A 16094-nucleotide genomic window follows, 5' to 3' on the forward strand; every position below is an offset into this window, starting at 1 on the left:
GTCCGCGATGCTTTACCCTGGGCTGACAACCTTCGCGGACAAGTCCGCTCCCACAAGAACACGACCGCAGGCCGACGATGAATATCCGCCAACCACACAACCCGCACCACCACCGCCCCGAAGGAGGGGACTTGTCCGCGATGCTCTGCCCTGGGCCGACAACCTTCGCGGACAAGCCCGCTCCCACAAGAACACGACCGCAGGCCGACGATGAATATCCGCCAACCACACAACCCGCACCACCACCGCCCCGCAGGAGGGGACTTGTCCGCGATGCTTTGCCCTGGGCCGGCAATCTTCGCGGACAAGTCCGCTCCCACAAGAACCTGATTGGAGACCGACCATGAATATCGGCCAAGCTGCGCAGAAGACCGGCCTTAGCGCCAAGATGATCCGCTACTACGAGAGCATCGAACTGCTTCCGGCCGCAGGCCGTAGCGACAGCGGTTATCGCCAGTACAGCCCACAGGATTTGCATCGCCTGGCCTTTATCAAGCGCGCGCGGGATCTGGGTTTTGCCCTGGCCGAAGTGGCTCAGCTGCTGACCCTGTGGCAGGACCGCCAGCGCGCCAGTGCCGACGTAAAAGCGCTGGCTGCGGGGCATATCACCGAACTCAATCGCAAGATCGCCGAACTCAGCAGCCTGCGCGACACCCTGCAGGAGCTGGTGCAACACTGCCAAGGCAACGACCGCCCCGACTGCCCGATCCTCAAGGACCTGGCGTCCAGCGGCTGCGCAAACTCGTAAATCCGTGGTGCGCACAGCGCACCCTACGTGGCGGAGCGCTTGCCGTCGGGTGTGCGGGCAGCCTAGGCCGCGCGCACCGGAATTTTGATATGTCTGACCGCGCCCAATTCTGCTTGCCCGGTAAATCCGTGGAACCCGGCTAGATCACCTGCCGCAGCGCCGCACAATCCACGGCGAAGTGGTCGGCCAGTTCCGGCCAGGGGTTGTCCGGCAGATTGACCAGCACACTGTAAGCACCGGCAGCGCGAGCGCACTCCAGGTCGAAGCGGTAATCACCGACCATCACCAGCTCGCCCGGCGCCACCTGCCAGCGTGCGGCCAGGTGCAGCAGACCGCCGGGGTGCGGCTTGGGTGGCGCCTCGTCGCGACCGAGAATGTCGGCGTTGGCAAAGCAGTCACCCAGGCCAATCGCCTGCAGCGTAACCAGCGCCAAATCGTACGCGTTGCGGGTCAGGATACCGAGTTGGCAGCCGCGTTCGTGCAACGTGTGCACCAGCTCGATGGCTCCGGGTGCTGGCTCAGCGCTCAGGGCCAGCTCGCGCTCGTGCTCCAGCAGCCAAGCGTACTTGGCAGCGGCGACATCCTCGGGCAGGGCGGCCAGGTGATGCAGGATGTCATCCGCCTGGGGAATATCCAGCGACCGCTTGATCGCCTCGAAGTCATGCACCGCCAACGTCAGGGTGCCGTCCATGTCGAATACCCAGTGGCTTGCTGTGCGCAGTTTCATTTCCAATCCTCACGGACTCGGGTCAGGCCTTCCTGAGCCACCGAGGCGACCAGCTGGCCCTGACGATTGAAGATACTGCCGCGGGAGAAGCCGCGGGCATTGCCCGACCAGGGGCTGTCCATGGCATAGAGCAGCCAGTCGTCCATGCGCAGGTTGCCGTGGAACCACAGCGAGTGGTCGAGACTGGCGACCTGCATGAACTTCTGAAACACCGACACGCCATGGGGCAGCATCGAAGTGGTCAGCAAGTTGAAGTCGCTGGCGTAGCCGAGCAGGTATTTGTGCAGTTGCGGATCGTCCGGCAACTCGCCGGCAGCGCGGAACCACACATACTTCACCGGCTCGCACGGCTGCGGGGCAAAGGGGTTACCGACCGTAACCGGGCGGATCTCGATCGGCTTTTCCGACACTGCCAACGCCCGCATTCGTTCAGGCAACGAGTCGCCGATCAGCCGGGCCAGCTCGGTCTCCGACTTCAAGCCTTCCGGTCCCGGCACGTCCGGCATGCTGGTCTGGTGCTCAAAGCCCTGCTCGTCGTACTGGAACGAAGCGCTGCAGAAGAAGATCGGTTTGCCCTTCTGCACGGCGACCACGCGGCGGGTGCTGAAGCTGCCGCCGTCGCGAATCCGCTCCACCTGATAGACCACCGGCAACGACGCATCCCCTGCGCGCAGAAAATAGCCATGCATGGAATGCACATGACGATCCGCCTCGACCGTCTGGCTGGCCGCAGAAATGCACTGCCCGAGCACCTGGCCACCGAACAGCTGACGAAAGCCCAGATCCTGACTGCGGCCACGGAAGAGGTTCTCCTCAATGGCCTCCAGACTTAACAGGGCGACCAACTCGTCCAGTACCTGACTCATGCATGTTCTCCTATCAAGCGCCTAGCGCAGTGGCAAATGGTGTTCGGGACAGGGTGAAATGGTAAAGACTTTGCCCGCGGCTGTCGGCAATTCCGAGTAATTCAGATGGAAAATCGTCGAAATAGCCGCCGCAGAGGCCTGCAGAAAGCAAACGTGACCGATTTACCGAGACAATCATGCCAGGTTCCTGTCCGGGGACGCGAAGCACTGCGGCGGGCGTTTCGAGTCATTACGGCGCCACTTGAGTGGGGCCGGCAGCGCCAGCATACTCAGGCGCTGCCCCCAAAGAGCATCCTTGCATGCGCCTGCCGCTGGTCTATCACGACGACTACAGCCCGCCTTTCCCGGCGACGCATCGTTTCCCCATGGAAAAATTCCGCTTGCTGCGCGATCACCTGGTAGCCAGCGGCCTGACCAGCGATGCCGAGTTGCTACGCCCCGAGCTGTGCCCGCCGGAAGTGCTGGCCCTGGTCCACTGCCCTGCCTATATCGCGCGCTATATGAGCGGCGACCTGCCCCAGCAAGACCAGCGCCGCCTCGGCCTGCCGTGGAGCACGGCCTTGGCGCAACGCACCGTGCGCGCGGTTGGCGGCTCATTATTGGCGGCGGAACAGGCCTTGCAGCACGGCCTGGCTTGCCACCTGGCCGGCGGCACCCACCACGCCCATTACGACTTCCCCTCCGGTTTCTGCATCTTCAACGACCTGGCGGTTATCGCCCGCTACCTGCTCGAAGCCGGCAAGGTACAACGGGTGCTGATCTTCGACTGCGACGTACACCAGGGCGACGGCAGCGCCCGCCTGCTCGCCGATGTCCCCGAGGCGATCACCGTATCCCTGCACTGTGAAAAGAACTTCCCCGCGCGCAAGGCCGCCAGCGACTGGGATATTCCCCTGCCGATCGGCATGGGTGATGACGCTTACCTGAAGGTGGTGGACGACGCGCTGAACTACCTGCTGCCGCTCTACCAGCCGGACATCGTGCTGTACGACGCCGGCGTCGACGTTCACCAGGACGACGTCCTCGGCTACCTGAAGCTGACCGATGCCGGCGTCGCCGCCCGCGACACCGCGGTACTTAACCACTGCCTGAGCCGCGACATCCCGGTGGTCGGTCTGATCGGCGGCGGCTATGACAAAGACCGCCACGCCCTGGCCCGTCGCCACGGCATCCTGCACCACAGCGCAGCCAAGGTCTGGGGTGAACGTGGATTAGGCCGATTGAGCGCAGCGAAGCCCAACGGGTGATCGCAGATTCGTTGGGCTTTGTCGCTTCGGCCCCCAGGCACAACAGGCTAAGCGCCGCGCCCCATCGCACCTGGCGACTGGCGCGCGACGGCGATTGATACGTTCACCACCGCTGGTCGCCGTCAGCCACCGCCGCGCTGGCTGGCACGGCGCGCCAATACCTGGGTCGCGCCCTGGGTCTTCTTGGTGAACCAGAGCACCCGGCTCACGCCGCGGGTGATCGCCACATAGGCCAGGCGCAGGCCTTCATCCGCCATCGCCTGGTCGTAGCTGTTGGCAAAGAACCCCGAGTAGGCATACAGCGCGTTGCGCAGCGGGTGCGGCTGCGCCGGCATGCAATCGTCGACGATGATTGCCACTTCGGCCTGCAACCCCTTGGCGCGGTGAATGGTGTAGGCCTTGACCGGCAGTTTCTTGTCCAACTGGGCCTGAATGGCGCGCAAGGGCTCGTTGCGCCGACTGAGCAGCAGCACCGCGTTGCGGTCGGCCATGTTGCGGCTGGCAACGTGGGCGCACTGGGCCTTGATCGCCGCCAGCAACTCCGGCATCCGTGCCTTGATATCGAAGCCCTGCACCAGTTTGACCCCGTGATCGCCCGGCTGCATGGCCTTGAACGCCTTGCTGGTCTTGGCTTGCTTGCAGGCAACGCCCGCGAGCACCGCCTCACCGTCGCGGATCACCGGCTCGATGCAGCGGTAGTTAGTGGCCAGCATCAACAGCGCGCTGCTCTTCGCCTTGCCCTTGCCCGGGAAGTGCTTGTCGAAGTTCATAAATAGCTCCGGCGAGCTGCCACGCCAGCCATAGATCGACTGCCAGTCGTCGCCGATCGCCATCAGGCTGACCGCCGTGCCCTGGCGCGCCAGGCTGCGGTGCACCGCTTGCAGCCACTGCACGATCTGCGGGGAGATGTCCTGGAACTCGTCGATCAACAGGTGATTGAACGGCGCCAGCGCCTCGACCGAGATCCCCGCCGCGCCAGCAGACAGGCGCTCGCCGAGGGCCTGGAAGGCGCCGTCGAAGGTCATCAGGCCCTGCGCCTGCAGGCAGTCGTCGAAGGCCTTGCAGAACAACACCAGCGCCTCGATAAAACTGCGCTCGCGGGCGGAGCAGGACAGCGCCTGGGCATCTATCCGCTCGGGACGAATGCCGATGCTCTGGATAAAGCCGGCCTGCACATAAAAGGCCTCGAACAGCGGCAACGGGGTGAACTCACCCGCCAGCGTGAAGCCATCCAGCGGCGCCTTGGCTACCCGTGGCCGCTTGCCCTCGGTGGCTTCGGCAGGCGGCGCTGGCAGCCCCAGCAAGCTGTGCACCAACTGGCGAAACAGCGGCTCCTCGGTGTAGCACTGCTGGTAGGCCTGCTTGAGCAGGCGCTGCTGGGCCGGGCGCAGACGCGCTGAGGTCAGCGGGTTATCCAGCTCACGGGGTGCGCCGGGCGGGTCGTCCAGTTGCTCGAACCAGCGCGGGCTGTTCAACGCCTGCTTGGCCAGCACGCCCATGGCCGAATGAAAGGTGCGCACGCACTGGCGGGCCTGCGCGGCATCAAAGGGGTACTGCCAGAAACCCAGCACCCTGAGCAATTGCTCGCGCAACTCGGCGCAGGAAGCGTTGGTGAAGGAAATCACCGTCAGCCGGCCGGGCTCGATGCCCAGATGACAGAGCATGAACACCACCCGCAGCACCAGGGTGGTGGACTTGCCCGACCCCGCCCCGGCGAAGATCCGCGTGAGCGGATGACGACCGAGGATCATCGCCCACTGCTCGTCCGACGGTGCACTGATCACCCCCGCCGCCACTGCCTGGGCGACCCGCGCGCGCATGGCCTCGACTTGCGCCGCGTCGACCGCCAGCAACGCCGGCCCGTAAATCGCGGTGCTGGCCGGCTGGCCCGTTTTACCACGCGGCCTGGCAGGCTTTTTCCCGGCACCCGCCTTGCTCGCACCCGCCGTAGTCCCGCCCTTCTTCACCCGGGCACGCGGCTTTTTCAGCGGCACCCCCACCTCGCGCTCGGCGCGCAGATAGGCCGCGGTTCGCGGAAAGTAACGCGCCAAGGCCCCGGACAAGAGCAGCGTGTAGCGCTCGACGGCAGACAACATTCGGCAATTACCACCCAGAGCATGAGGTATATGGCTGAATGATAAGTGTTTTTCGCCGGGGACTGGCAAGTGCTGGACCAGCGCTGCACATCGCGGGGCCAGGCTGCGGCTCGTGGCGGCGCGGAATATGTCCGCGCAGTTGTGCGAGGCCGCCGGGAGTCGGGTGGCGACGAGGTCGACTGGCGGGAAACGGCCACTAGCAGCCATCGAGCGTCTATGAATTCTGGCGATTCAGCCCTCGGATCCACTTGTACGAAGGAGGCACCGACTGCTTTGTGATCTATTGCCTTGTTGGTGTGTCAACCGAAGTGTAAACTGACAACGTCATACGCTGCCTGCTACGACGACACGAGGATTGACATGAACCGACCTAGCCCCCTTTCTAACGCACCGGTGTATTTCGCGCTGGCGCAGGCGAGGTTCAATCCTGTTGCAGCCATAGCTGACTACGCCGGTAAGATTCAAGATCGCTTTCGGCGTAAGGGGTATACGGTTCTCGAAACCGAGCAGCTCCAAGGGTTCGAATTTAACGTTGGACTCCCACAACCGGGACAGTCCATGCGTGCTAATACGATTAATCATTGGTTTTTCACCAAAGCTGATCGTAGCTGCGGCTATGTCCTGGGCCAAGACTTTCTCACCTTCCAATCGACCTGCTACGAAAGCCATCAGGACTTTTTTGATGACTTGGTTGCTGGCGTTGAGATCGTGCATGAGATCGTGCAACTTGAGGCCATCTCGCGGCTAGGGATCCGGTACTTGAATGCGATCTTGCCAAGGGATGGGGAGACGGCAGAAAACTACTTGGCTGATGGATTGCATGGTGTTGCTGTCGGTGGCGCTGATAGGAAGTTCTCAGCCTCGGAGTCAATCTTTGAAACGCAGTGTGGGGACAGGTCCGGAACGCTGGTGACGAAAGTCTACAAAGCTTTCGGATTGGTTGGGTTTCCAGCCGACTTGGTGGCTAAGTCCGTACAGCTGCAACCGAAATTCCAGATGAATGAACAAAAGCATCACGCAGTTATAGACATGGATCATTATCTCGAGGCTTCTTTCCCTGCGGAGAGGGAGGCGCTTTTGCCAGCTCTGGGGGCATTGCATGATGCGATAGCCGTTAGTTTTCACGCTATAGCAACTCCGCATGCTTTCGATGTCTGGGAATAGGAGCGATGCAATGTACGGTTTAGCTAACCCATCTAGTACCGGTGGTCTTGGGCGAGTAGCTCGGTCTGCTTGTTATGTCGTTGGCGCTGCCCTGTTGAGCACTGGTGCAGTTGCGATGACATCTAGTACAGAACGCTTGCAATCTTACTTCAAGGGACGTGAACACCCGTCGGCGATTGCAAGCCCGAATGGCTCTTCCCAGGTCTCTAGAATCGACGTGCGTAGCGCGCAGCAGCACCTGGAAAATATCAAATCGGTTTTCGCGCTGCCGGTCTCCGACCTAGCTCAAGCGCTAGGGGTAACTAGGCAGTCTATTTATAAATGGATGTCGGCTAGTGCAATTCCAGAGGGTGATAACCTTTCTAGACTGGCCTCACTTAGTCGAATTGCAGATCGATTCTCAAATGCGAGAATCGAAAGAGCTGGGGCGCTTCTTTCTGTTAAGGTTTCTGGCGAGAAGTCCGTATTGGAGCTGTTCCGCTCGGGCGAAAGCGTCGATGAGTACATATCCCAGTTAGTGGCAGAAGCTACGGCTATTGATCACGCATATGAATCGAGCGCCGTACGTAATACGGCGGCATCCGGCTCTAGTGAGTGGAGATCTAGCATCTCTATTCCTCCAGCAAGCGAAGCCTAATTACGGATAACATATGACGCGAGAGATCAACTGGCGGCAGGGTAGCCTGGTGAAGCCTGAAGAGGTTGAGCGCCTAGGGCTGGTTGGTGTGAATGGATCTGCAGTCATGCTGATCACCCATGACTGCGATATTCCTGCGGGCAATAAAGAGCCCATTCTAGAGTTCATCGTCTGCCCGAGGACAAAGGCGGATACGAATTTTCTTAATTGTCGAAATGTGAGAAACCTTCACATCCCCTATCAAAGTGTTGATGGCCCCGTTCATTTTCACGTGAATTACCAAAATCGACATCTTGTGCCAAGGGAGCAGTTCGAAATCCTTGGTGAACCCGATGATTCATTGGAGCTCAGGGGTGAAGATAAACGCGTTTTGAAGCAATGGCTTTGCACCAGATACGGCCGTCCGGCTTATCCCAACGCTTTTGAAGATCGGCTTCGAAAGAAGAAAGGTAAGAGAACTGTCGAGTGGCATATCGCGAAGATCATTGAAGCGTGCCATGAGAACCTTTGCGGGATGTTCATTTCGCTTGGTGATGAAAAGCACATGGAACTGCCTGATGGTGAGCCCTATGGGCTTACCATCAGCCTTGTGTATCACACTGCCGGCGGAGCCCGGGCAAGGGAAGCCTGTGAAGCTGCTGCCGCGCAGATTGGGGGGCTGTTTGAAGAAATGTACGGTCCTATCGGTGAGGCAACCGAGGTCGCGCTTGAGGTGTGTGAGGCGGTCGCAGACAGTCGATTTAGTCTGGCAGATATCATGAAGACAGATCAGTGGCGTTTGGAATGGATCAGCCTTGAGGATGAAGGGGAGTTCCTAGAGGTAGCCACAGCCTAGCGTGCTGCACATAAAGGCCGTCAGCGATGACGGCCTTTATGTCGGTTCTTCGCGGAATCTGGGGAAAGAGCGAGTTGAATCGGCCCTGATTTCGTAGATACTCGATGGCCGCTTTTGGCCGATAACAGCCTGTCACCAGCGACCGTTTCCGGCCAAAAATCGGCCAAAAGCGGCCATTTACAGCAGGGAAAATAAATCTTTCCCTTTTTTTCACTTTTTCCTCGTCCCCAGTTTCCGGTCTTGGGGCATTCACAAACGGAAAAGATTCTCTGGCTAGACGACGCGGGGCAATCGCCCGTATTCTCCCGATCCCTCATTCGCATGGAATCCTTCGTGGACCCCAGCCCCGCAGCACACGGTCTATCCCTATTCCTTGAATTGGGCTCAGCGACCAAATGATCGAACCTATCCTTACCCTTCTTCTTGGCATCCTGGTCATCCTCGCGATCATCGCGGTGAATGGCTACTTTGTTGCGCAAGAATTTGCATACATGGCGGTCGACCGCACGAGGCTCGCAGCATTGGCGGCTGCCGGTGATGCGTCGGCAAAACGCGCATTGGCCGTCACGAACCGCACAAGCTTCATGCTGTCGGGTGCTCAACTCGGCATTACCGTCACTGGCCTGCTTGTTGGTTACGTCGCAGAGCCTTTAGTTGGCGAGTCATTAGGCGTTCTGCTCGGCGGAACGAGCATACCGGCTGAAGCTAGAGTGGCCGTCGGGACAGGGCTGGCTCTGGTTGCGGCGACGATCATTCAGATGATCGTGGGTGAGCTATATCCGAAAAACCTTGCTATTGCGAACCCTGAGCCACTGTCGCTCGGGCTTGCCCGCTCCACGCTCTTTTATATGTCGGCCTTCGGCTGGCTCATCAGTTTCTTCGACAAGTCTGCCAACCTGTTCCTGAAGTTACTGCGTATCGAGCCTATTCATGACCTCGACGTGAGCGCATCGGCTACCGATCTGCCGCACATAATCGCTGACTCGCGCGACAGTGGGGATCTGCCACGTGAGCTTTCGCTCATGATGGATCGCATCCTCGACTTCCCGCAACGCAACGTCGAGCACGCAATGGTGCCCCGCTCCCAAGTTGACTGGGTCGAGCCTGATACGACGCTCGAAGAGCTGCGTGGCCTGATGGCGCTTGCCCACACCCGCTACCCGGTGATTGATGACGATGATGCTCCAGTGGGCGTTGTCCATCTCGCCGATGTGCTGGCGCGTCTCGACTCGGGCAACGGTCACGAAACCGTTGCATCGCTGATGCGGCCTGCCAAGGTGCTACCGACACTGATGCTGCTGCCAGATGCGCTTGACCAGTTGGTGCAAACAACCAACCAGTTGGCCTGCGTTATCGACGAGTACGGCGGTTTTGCCGGAGTGCTCACGATTGAAGATCTGGCCATGGAAATCGTTGGCGAGATCACCGATGAGCATGATGCTGAAGCCGGCGATGCCATCGTCTCCGAGGGTAACGACACCTGGACCATGGATGGTGACGTTCACCTCGACGAGGTCAGGCGGATTATTGGTCACGACCTGCCGCGCGTTGATGTGGAGACGGTTGCCGGCATGCTCATCGCGGAGCTTGGCGCACTTCCTGCGCAAGGCGACACGGTCACCGTTGATCTGCCTATCGATCCTGCCGAGCTGGTTTCCGACGAACCCGTGATGTATCGACTCGAAGTCGATGTACTGCGCATTGAACGACACGTTCCGACTGAAGTTCGCGTGCGACTGGTCAAGGTGCCTGTGGCGGAGGAAGAGCAATGAATGATCCGCTGATAGTCACGCTAACGACAATCGCCCTGATCGCCCTGAGCGCCTTGTTCGTGGTCATCGAGTTTGCGTTGCTCGGCGCCCGCCGGCATCGCCTTGAAGAGCTGGCTGGTAACAGCCCGTCCGCTCGAGCCGCGCTGCGCGGCATGAATGATCTGACCTTGATGCTTGCCGGTGCTCAACTGGGCATCACGCTCTGCACCTTTGCCCTGGGTGCGGTGACAAAACCTGCGGTCGACGTTTGGCTCGGCCCGGTGTTCATCGCATGGGGCTTGCCCGATTGGGCGGCTGGTGGCGCAGCTTTTGGCCTCGCGCTTTTTCTGGTGACATTCCTGCACCTGGTTGTCGGCGAGATGGCGCCCAAGTCCTGGGCCATTGCCCACCCGGAAAAGTCCGCTCTTGCGATTGGCATCGTCTCGCGCATCTATATCTGGCCGCTGCGCCCACTGCTGAACTGGGTGAATCGTATCGCCAACCGTCTCGTCAAGGCCTCAGGTGTTGAGCCAGTCGAAAGCGCCGCCGTTGGCGGTCAGGATATTGAAACCATCCGCCAGCTGGTTGAGCATTCGGCAAAGGTCGGCACGCTGATGCCGCAGATGCAGCAGCAGCTTTCAGGCTTGATCGACCTAGGCACGCTGCCCGTCAAAGCGCTGCTAATCGAGGGTGAAATGCTGGTTCACGTTACGCGGAATGCAACGGTGGAGGATGTCCGCAGTGCGGCCATCCAGTCCGGGCACCTGCGCATTCTCGTGCTGGGCGCCGAGGGCATCCAGCCGTCGGTGGTTCACGTCCGCGACACCTTGCTTGAGCCGGCGACTCGGCCTGCGCATGAGCTTGCACGAGAAGCTTTTTTGCTCGACGCGCAAACCCCCGTCTATGAAGCGCTTACCCGCATGCGTAAATCGAGCGTTCAGCTTGCCTTGGTCATGAACGCCGATCGCTTGCTTGGCGTTATAACGCTGGCCGACATCCTCAAACGAGTACTCCCGGCGGCCTCTACTGCTTAGCGACCGCACGTCGAGATGCTGAGAGTTTCCCCATGGAGGTGTAATTACTCGATAGTTACACCTTCGCGGGGAAAGACGGCTCCCAGCTGAGATTTGTTGGCTAATCAAGCGCATAACAATCCGCGGCAGACCGCTATATTGAAGCGGCTGACTGGTCACCTTGGGTCGAAAGCTGCATGACCTGCATGGTTTCTTCCGGTCGACTGCCGCCAGTCACGAAGGGCCGCAATGGCCTGTCGCGACAGGTAAGCCCTAGCCGGCCTGCTCCGGTTGCCAGTCGCTGACGATGATTGCGTCCCGGCCTTGCTGCTTGCTGGCCTTTTCCGCCTTTTTCCGCGCGCTGATGGTGGCCACGCATTGGTCGTCGTTGTTGAGGATCACGATGCATTCCAGGCACTGGATGCACTCGTCGTAGTCGATGCGGCCGTTGCGCTCGATGGCGCCGATTTCGCAGTGGTTCTTGCAGTGCTGACAAGGATTGCCGCAGGCGTCGATGCGTTTAAGCCAGGCGAACAGGTGGAATTTGCCGAGCATCGCCAGGCCGGCGCCAAGCGGGCAGACATAACGGCAGTAGAACTTGTGCACGAACAGGCCGAGGCCGAGCAGTATCAAGGCGTAGAGCACGAACGGCCAGCTGCGCACGAAGAACAGGGTGATCGAGGTCTTGAACGGTTCCACTTCGGCCAGGCGCTCGGCCAGGCTCAGGGAGTAGAAAGCCGCGAATAGCAGGCCGAGCAAGATGCCATATTTGAGCTTTTGCAGGCGCTGGTGGCTGCGCTCGGCGATTTTCCACTGTTTGATCCGCAGGTGCTTGGCAACCCAGCCGAGCATTTCCTGCAGGGCACCGAAGGGGCACAGCCAGCCGCAGAACAGGCCGCGGCCCCAGATAAACAGACTGACGAAGGTGAAGCTCCAGAGGATGAAGATCAGCGGGTCCATCAGAAAAATGCGGATATCGAAGCCGTCCCACAGGGTCAGCAGCAGGGTAAAGATGTTCACCACCGACAGCTGGCCTTGGGCGTACAGCCCGATAAAGCCGAGGGTGAACAGCAGAAAGCCGCCGCGAAACAGGTGAAAGCCGCGGCTGTGTGCGCTGATGCGATGCTGGAAGATAAATACGCCGCTCAGCAGGAGCAACGAGCTGACCAGTAGCGCAATCTGCCACCAGCGCTCTTGCCACATACGCAGCCAGATGGGCACCGGCTTGGCTGGGGCGACGGCCTGCTGAATATCGAACAGCTGCTCGTCGAGCTGGAACGAGCGGGTGAAGTGGCTATTGCTTTCCACCAGGTGATTGCGCCGCAGGCTGACGTTCAGTTGCAGTGCGGCGGGCTGCGCCGGGTTGAAGGCCGCGTGGGTCTTGATGCGGAAGATGTGCGCGTCGACCTCCTGCAGCGGCGTGGCAAGCATCGTCAGCACCTCGCCGCTATTGAAGTGCATGTCGTACAGCTCGATGGCCTGGTCGTTTTGCATCAGCACCAGACGGCTCGGCGCGGTGGCAGGTGTGAAGTCGGCCGGGACATGCCGATACAGGCCGCTGGACATGACCAGCAGCGCCTGCTCGCCGGGCTGCAATTGCTCGCCGAGGGCTTGCCAACCGGCTGCGTTAAGCAGGTTGCGGCCAATGCTCGGAGCATTCAGGTAGGCAAAATGCAGTTCGCTGAAGGGGCTACTGTCGTCCTCCTGCGCGAACTCCGGGTAGTCGCTCAGCGCATGTTCCAGCTGGGCCTCGACCTCCTCGCGACTCAGCGTCCAGCGCTGTACATAGCCGTTGTCGAGCAGGCGCTGCCAGTCCATCGTTTCATATAGGTCGCTTTTCGGCGTGGCCAGCGGGGCACTGGCGAAGCCGTCGAGCAGTTGTCGGGCGACACTCAGGGCCGCCTGCAACACGGTTTCATTGAGGATGACCACCGACACCGTGGCCTTGCTGACGCCGTCGAACTGGGTGGTCGAATCACCGTCCGAACTGTCCGCACGCCGACCGCCGACGATGATCGGCCGGCTGATAGATTGCTGCCGATACTGATCGACGAAATCCAATAGCGGCTGCACCCCCAGGCCGTAGAGAAACACCGGCTCATGGTGCTCAAGCACTCGTACCCCGGCCAGTACGCCCTGCAGGTCCATGCCGATCAGCAGGCGCATGGGCTTGCCGGAAAACCCCTGGAGGCTGGAGTAGTCGGTGGACTCGAAGGCATAGCCGAGCAGTTCGTCGAGCTGGTAGACGCTGTAAACCGGCGGAGCCTCCTGCTTGGGCTCGATGCGCGTGGCTTTCGGGAACAGCTGCAGGATCTCGTCCTGCAGCGCCTCGGCGGCCAACGGCTGGCTGATCAGCGCGCACAGCAGCACGAATACTCGCACGCAGGAAAAGCGGCTGAAGCAGGATGGCATGGCGCGCCTCGTCGATATTGTCCTTATCGACCCATGCTATCGAGCGTGCAGCCGCGCGCCATGCGACTTGCCGGCAGGTAAGCCGCTACTTCAGTCGTAGAAAAACGGGCATGCAGCAGCGCTTGGGCTTCTTGCGCAGGATCAAGCGCGTATTCCGGCGCCAGGAGTAGGCTTGCTGCAGCGGCCGGTTCATTCCAGGGAGGCAAGCATGGCCAAGAAGTTCCCCGTAGACCCAGCGCATCCCGAGCGTATTTGCTGGGGCTGCGACCGGTATTGCCCGGCGGACTCGCTGGATTGTGGCAATGGCTCCGAACGCACCATGCACCCAAGCGAGCTGTTTGGCGCGGACTGGCACCTGTCCGGCGACTGGGGGATCGAACCTCCAAGCGAGGCGACGAAGGCGGAGGACTAAGCGCTCTGAATCGTCAGCGCAGCGGCAACCCGCCAGCATTTGTATCGCGCCGGTGAACCATGGTGCACTGCCTGCGGGTAGGGCGGCCGGGCCGCCGTCCGCTCGGCGCGCAGCGACAGCCCGCCAGCTTTTGTACCGCGCCGGTGAACCATGGTGCACTGCCTTCGGCGAGTGACACCCTACAGACCGCAGATTGCTGCAGATCGTCGGGCGGTCCGGGCGGCGTTCCGATCGGAGCGAAGCGACAACCCGCCACGAGCCAGCGGTTCACTGCCTGCGGCGAGTGACACCCTACAGACCGCAACCATCGCCCCTCGGGTAGAATGCGCCCTCTCCCGCCACTATCAGCGCCTCGCCCATGACCGACTCGGCCCAGCATATTGCCCCTCGCGTAGCCATTATTGGTGGCGGCCCAGCGGGCCTGATGGCGGCCGAAGTGCTGGCGCAGGGCGGGGTCAGGGTCGAGCTGTTCGATGCCATGCCGTCGGTCGGGCGCAAGTTCCTGCTGGCCGGGGTAGGCGGGATGAATATCACTCATTCCGAGGCCAAGCCGGCGTTCCTCGCGCGCTATGGCGAGCGCCGCGAGGAAATCGCCCGGCTGCTCGCCGAGTTCGATGCCGACGCCTTGCGCGCCTGGATTCATGGCCTGGGCATCGACACCTTTGTCGGCACTTCGGGGCGGGTCTTCCCTGGCGATATGAAAGCTGCGCCGCTGCTGCGCGCCTGGCTCAAGCGCCTGCGGGAGCTGGGGGTGCAGATCCATACCCGCCAGCGCTGGCTGGGCTGGCGCGACGACGGAGCCCTGCGCATCGCCACTCCCAGCGGGGAAATTGCCGTGCAGGCCGATGCGACCTTGTTGGCGCTAGGCGGCGCCAGCTGGGCGCGGCTGGGTTCCGATGGCGCCTGGGTGTCGCTGCTGCAGGCACGCGGCATTGCAATCACACCCTTGCAGGCGAGCAACTGCGGGTTCGAGGTGGCCGGCTGGAGCCCATTGCTGCAGGGCAAATTCGCTGGCGCACCGCTGAAGAACGTCAGCCTGCACCTGGACGACGAAGCGCCGCGCCTGGGCGAGTTCGTCGTCACCGCTGGCGGCGTCGAAGGTAGTCTGGTGTACGCGCTGTCGGCACCCATCCGCGAACGGATCAACAATCAGGGCAGCGCCACGGTCTATCTCGATCTGCTGCCGCAAAGCCCGCTGGCCAAGCTGCAAGGCGCACTGGCCAAGCCGCGCGGTTCGCACTCGCTGGCCAAGCATCTGCACCGCCAGGTCGGCATCGACGGAGTCAAGGCCGCATTGTTGCGTGAACTGGCGCCAGCTGACTGTTTCGCCGATCCCGCCCGCCTGGCCGCTGCGCTCAAGGCATTGCCTCTGACCCTGGTCAAACCGCGACCGCTGGATGAGGCAATCAGTACGGCCGGTGGCGTCGCCTTTGAGGCGCTGGATGCACGCTTGATGCTCAAGCAACTACCCGGGGTGTTCTGCGCCGGCGAAATGCTCGACTGGGAAGCGCCAACCGGCGGCTACCTGCTCACCGCCTGCTTCGCCAGCGGCCGGACTGCAGGGCTGGGCATGCTGGAGTGGTTACGCACCGTAGGCTGTGCTGCGCACCCCGAATAGATTGATCCGATCATGCATCCCGCCACCCCGGTGCGCACGGCGCACCCTACGCGGTTGAACGCAGCGATACCCATCGCGGCCTGGCCAAGACTAATCATCGCGCGCGACCACCCAAGACACTGAATGTCTGCAAGTGCGCTGGACTGCCGGATCGGCATGCTGGCGTGGCTATCCACCGTAGGGTGCGCCGCGCGCACCGGATAGATGGATCATCCCGGGCCCGATCATGTACCCCGTCACCCTGGTGCGCACGGCGCACCCTACGCGGTTGGGCGCAGCGATACCCATCGCGGCCTAGCCAAGACTAATATCGCGCGCGACCACCCAAGACGCTGAATGTCTGCAAGTGCGCTGGACTGTAGGATCGGCATGCTGGCGTGGCTACCCACCGTAGGGTGCGCCGCGCGCACCGAATAGAGGGCTCATCCCGAGCACGATCATGCACCCCGTCACCTTGGTGCGCACGGCGCACCCTACGCGGTTGAACGTAGCGATACCCATCGCGGCCTGGCCAAGACTAATCATCGCGCGCGACCACCCAAGACGCTGAATGTCTGCGAGTGCGCTG

General features: G+C 61.4%; 14 protein-coding genes. 9 read left to right on the forward strand and 5 right to left on the reverse strand.

What is annotated here, in order from left to right:
* Positions 1 to 343: 343 nt before the first annotated feature.
* Positions 344 to 748: a Cu(I)-responsive transcriptional regulator gene (cueR, locus tag Q8K09_RS01055; RefSeq protein WP_305253110.1), complete on the forward strand. Its 405-nt coding sequence runs from the start codon at positions 344 to 346 to the stop codon at positions 746 to 748.
* A 139-nt stretch (positions 749 to 887) separates the two neighbouring features.
* On the opposite strand, the gene Q8K09_RS01060 is transcribed toward cueR, so the two are convergent.
* From Q8K09_RS01060 to Q8K09_RS01070, 3 genes are read right to left on the reverse strand one after another with little or no spacing between them, the layout of a single operon-like run.
* A complete protein-coding gene (locus tag Q8K09_RS01060) occupies positions 888 to 1475 on the reverse strand; it encodes an HAD family hydrolase (protein WP_305253111.1) in 588 nt (195 codons plus the stop codon).
* Positions 1472 to 2341: an acyl-CoA thioesterase II gene (gene tesB, locus Q8K09_RS01065; RefSeq protein WP_304878242.1), complete on the reverse strand. Its 870-nt coding sequence runs from the start codon at positions 2339 to 2341 to the stop codon at positions 1472 to 1474. The genes Q8K09_RS01060 and tesB overlap by 4 nt, the downstream gene beginning before the upstream one ends.
* A 13-nt stretch (positions 2342 to 2354) precedes the next feature.
* Positions 2355 to 2519: a hypothetical protein gene (locus Q8K09_RS01070; RefSeq protein WP_305253112.1), complete on the reverse strand. Its 165-nt coding sequence runs from the start codon at positions 2517 to 2519 to the stop codon at positions 2355 to 2357.
* Between the two features lie 121 nt (positions 2520 to 2640).
* Here Q8K09_RS01070 and Q8K09_RS01075 point away from each other — a divergent pair, with 121 nt between their 5' ends.
* Positions 2641 to 3588: a histone deacetylase gene (locus Q8K09_RS01075; RefSeq protein ID WP_305253113.1), complete on the forward strand. Its 948-nt coding sequence runs from the start codon at positions 2641 to 2643 to the stop codon at positions 3586 to 3588.
* Positions 3589 to 3710: 122 nt separating this feature from the next.
* Here Q8K09_RS01075 and Q8K09_RS01080 read toward each other — a convergent pair whose 3' ends face one another.
* Positions 3711 to 5684 (reverse strand): DEAD/DEAH box helicase, encoded by a 1974-nt coding sequence (locus tag Q8K09_RS01080; protein ID WP_305253114.1) that lies wholly within the window; start codon positions 5682 to 5684, stop codon positions 3711 to 3713.
* Between the two features lie 360 nt (positions 5685 to 6044).
* On the opposite strand from Q8K09_RS01080, the gene Q8K09_RS01085 reads away from it, so the two are divergent.
* The 5 genes from Q8K09_RS01085 to Q8K09_RS01105 all read left to right on the forward strand — a co-directional run bounded on the left by Q8K09_RS01085 (position 6045) and on the right by Q8K09_RS01105 (position 11105).
* Positions 6045 to 6848, forward strand: coding sequence for a TIGR04255 family protein (locus Q8K09_RS01085; RefSeq protein ID WP_305253115.1), 804 nt, complete (start codon positions 6045 to 6047; stop codon positions 6846 to 6848).
* A gap of 10 nt (positions 6849 to 6858) precedes the next feature.
* Positions 6859 to 7485: a helix-turn-helix transcriptional regulator gene (locus Q8K09_RS01090; RefSeq protein WP_305253116.1), complete on the forward strand. Its 627-nt coding sequence runs from the start codon at positions 6859 to 6861 to the stop codon at positions 7483 to 7485.
* 13 nt (positions 7486 to 7498) lie between these two features.
* On the forward strand, positions 7499 to 8320 hold the full coding sequence (locus Q8K09_RS01095) for a hypothetical protein (protein WP_305253117.1): 822 nt from the start codon (positions 7499 to 7501) through the stop codon (positions 8318 to 8320).
* 395 nt (positions 8321 to 8715) lie between these two features.
* Positions 8716 to 10092 (forward strand): hemolysin family protein, encoded by a 1377-nt coding sequence (locus tag Q8K09_RS01100; RefSeq protein WP_305253118.1) that lies wholly within the window; start codon positions 8716 to 8718, stop codon positions 10090 to 10092.
* A complete protein-coding gene (locus Q8K09_RS01105; RefSeq protein WP_305253119.1) occupies positions 10089 to 11105 on the forward strand; it encodes a CNNM domain-containing protein in 1017 nt (338 codons plus the stop codon). Before Q8K09_RS01100 ends, Q8K09_RS01105 begins: the two co-directional genes overlap by 4 nt.
* A 252-nt stretch (positions 11106 to 11357) precedes the next feature.
* On the opposite strand, the gene Q8K09_RS01110 is transcribed toward Q8K09_RS01105, so the two are convergent.
* The gene (locus Q8K09_RS01110) at positions 11358 to 13496 is read right to left on the reverse strand and encodes a NosR/NirI family protein (protein ID WP_305253120.1); all 2139 of its coding nucleotides are present in this window, start codon (positions 13494 to 13496) and stop codon (positions 11358 to 11360) included.
* 208 nt (positions 13497 to 13704) lie between these two features.
* On the opposite strand from Q8K09_RS01110, the gene Q8K09_RS01115 reads away from it, so the two are divergent.
* Both Q8K09_RS01115 and Q8K09_RS01120 read left to right on the forward strand, forming a co-directional pair.
* A complete protein-coding gene (locus tag Q8K09_RS01115) occupies positions 13705 to 13908 on the forward strand; it encodes a DUF3079 domain-containing protein (protein WP_305253121.1) in 204 nt (67 codons plus the stop codon).
* Between the two features lie 358 nt (positions 13909 to 14266).
* A complete protein-coding gene (locus Q8K09_RS01120) occupies positions 14267 to 15526 on the forward strand; it encodes a TIGR03862 family flavoprotein (RefSeq protein ID WP_305253122.1) in 1260 nt (419 codons plus the stop codon).
* Positions 15527 to 16094: the final 568 nt, after the last annotated feature.

The sequence above is a fragment of the Pseudomonas sp. genome, from assembly GCF_030683065.1.
Taxonomy (GTDB): Bacteria; Pseudomonadota; Gammaproteobacteria; order Pseudomonadales; family Pseudomonadaceae; genus Aquipseudomonas.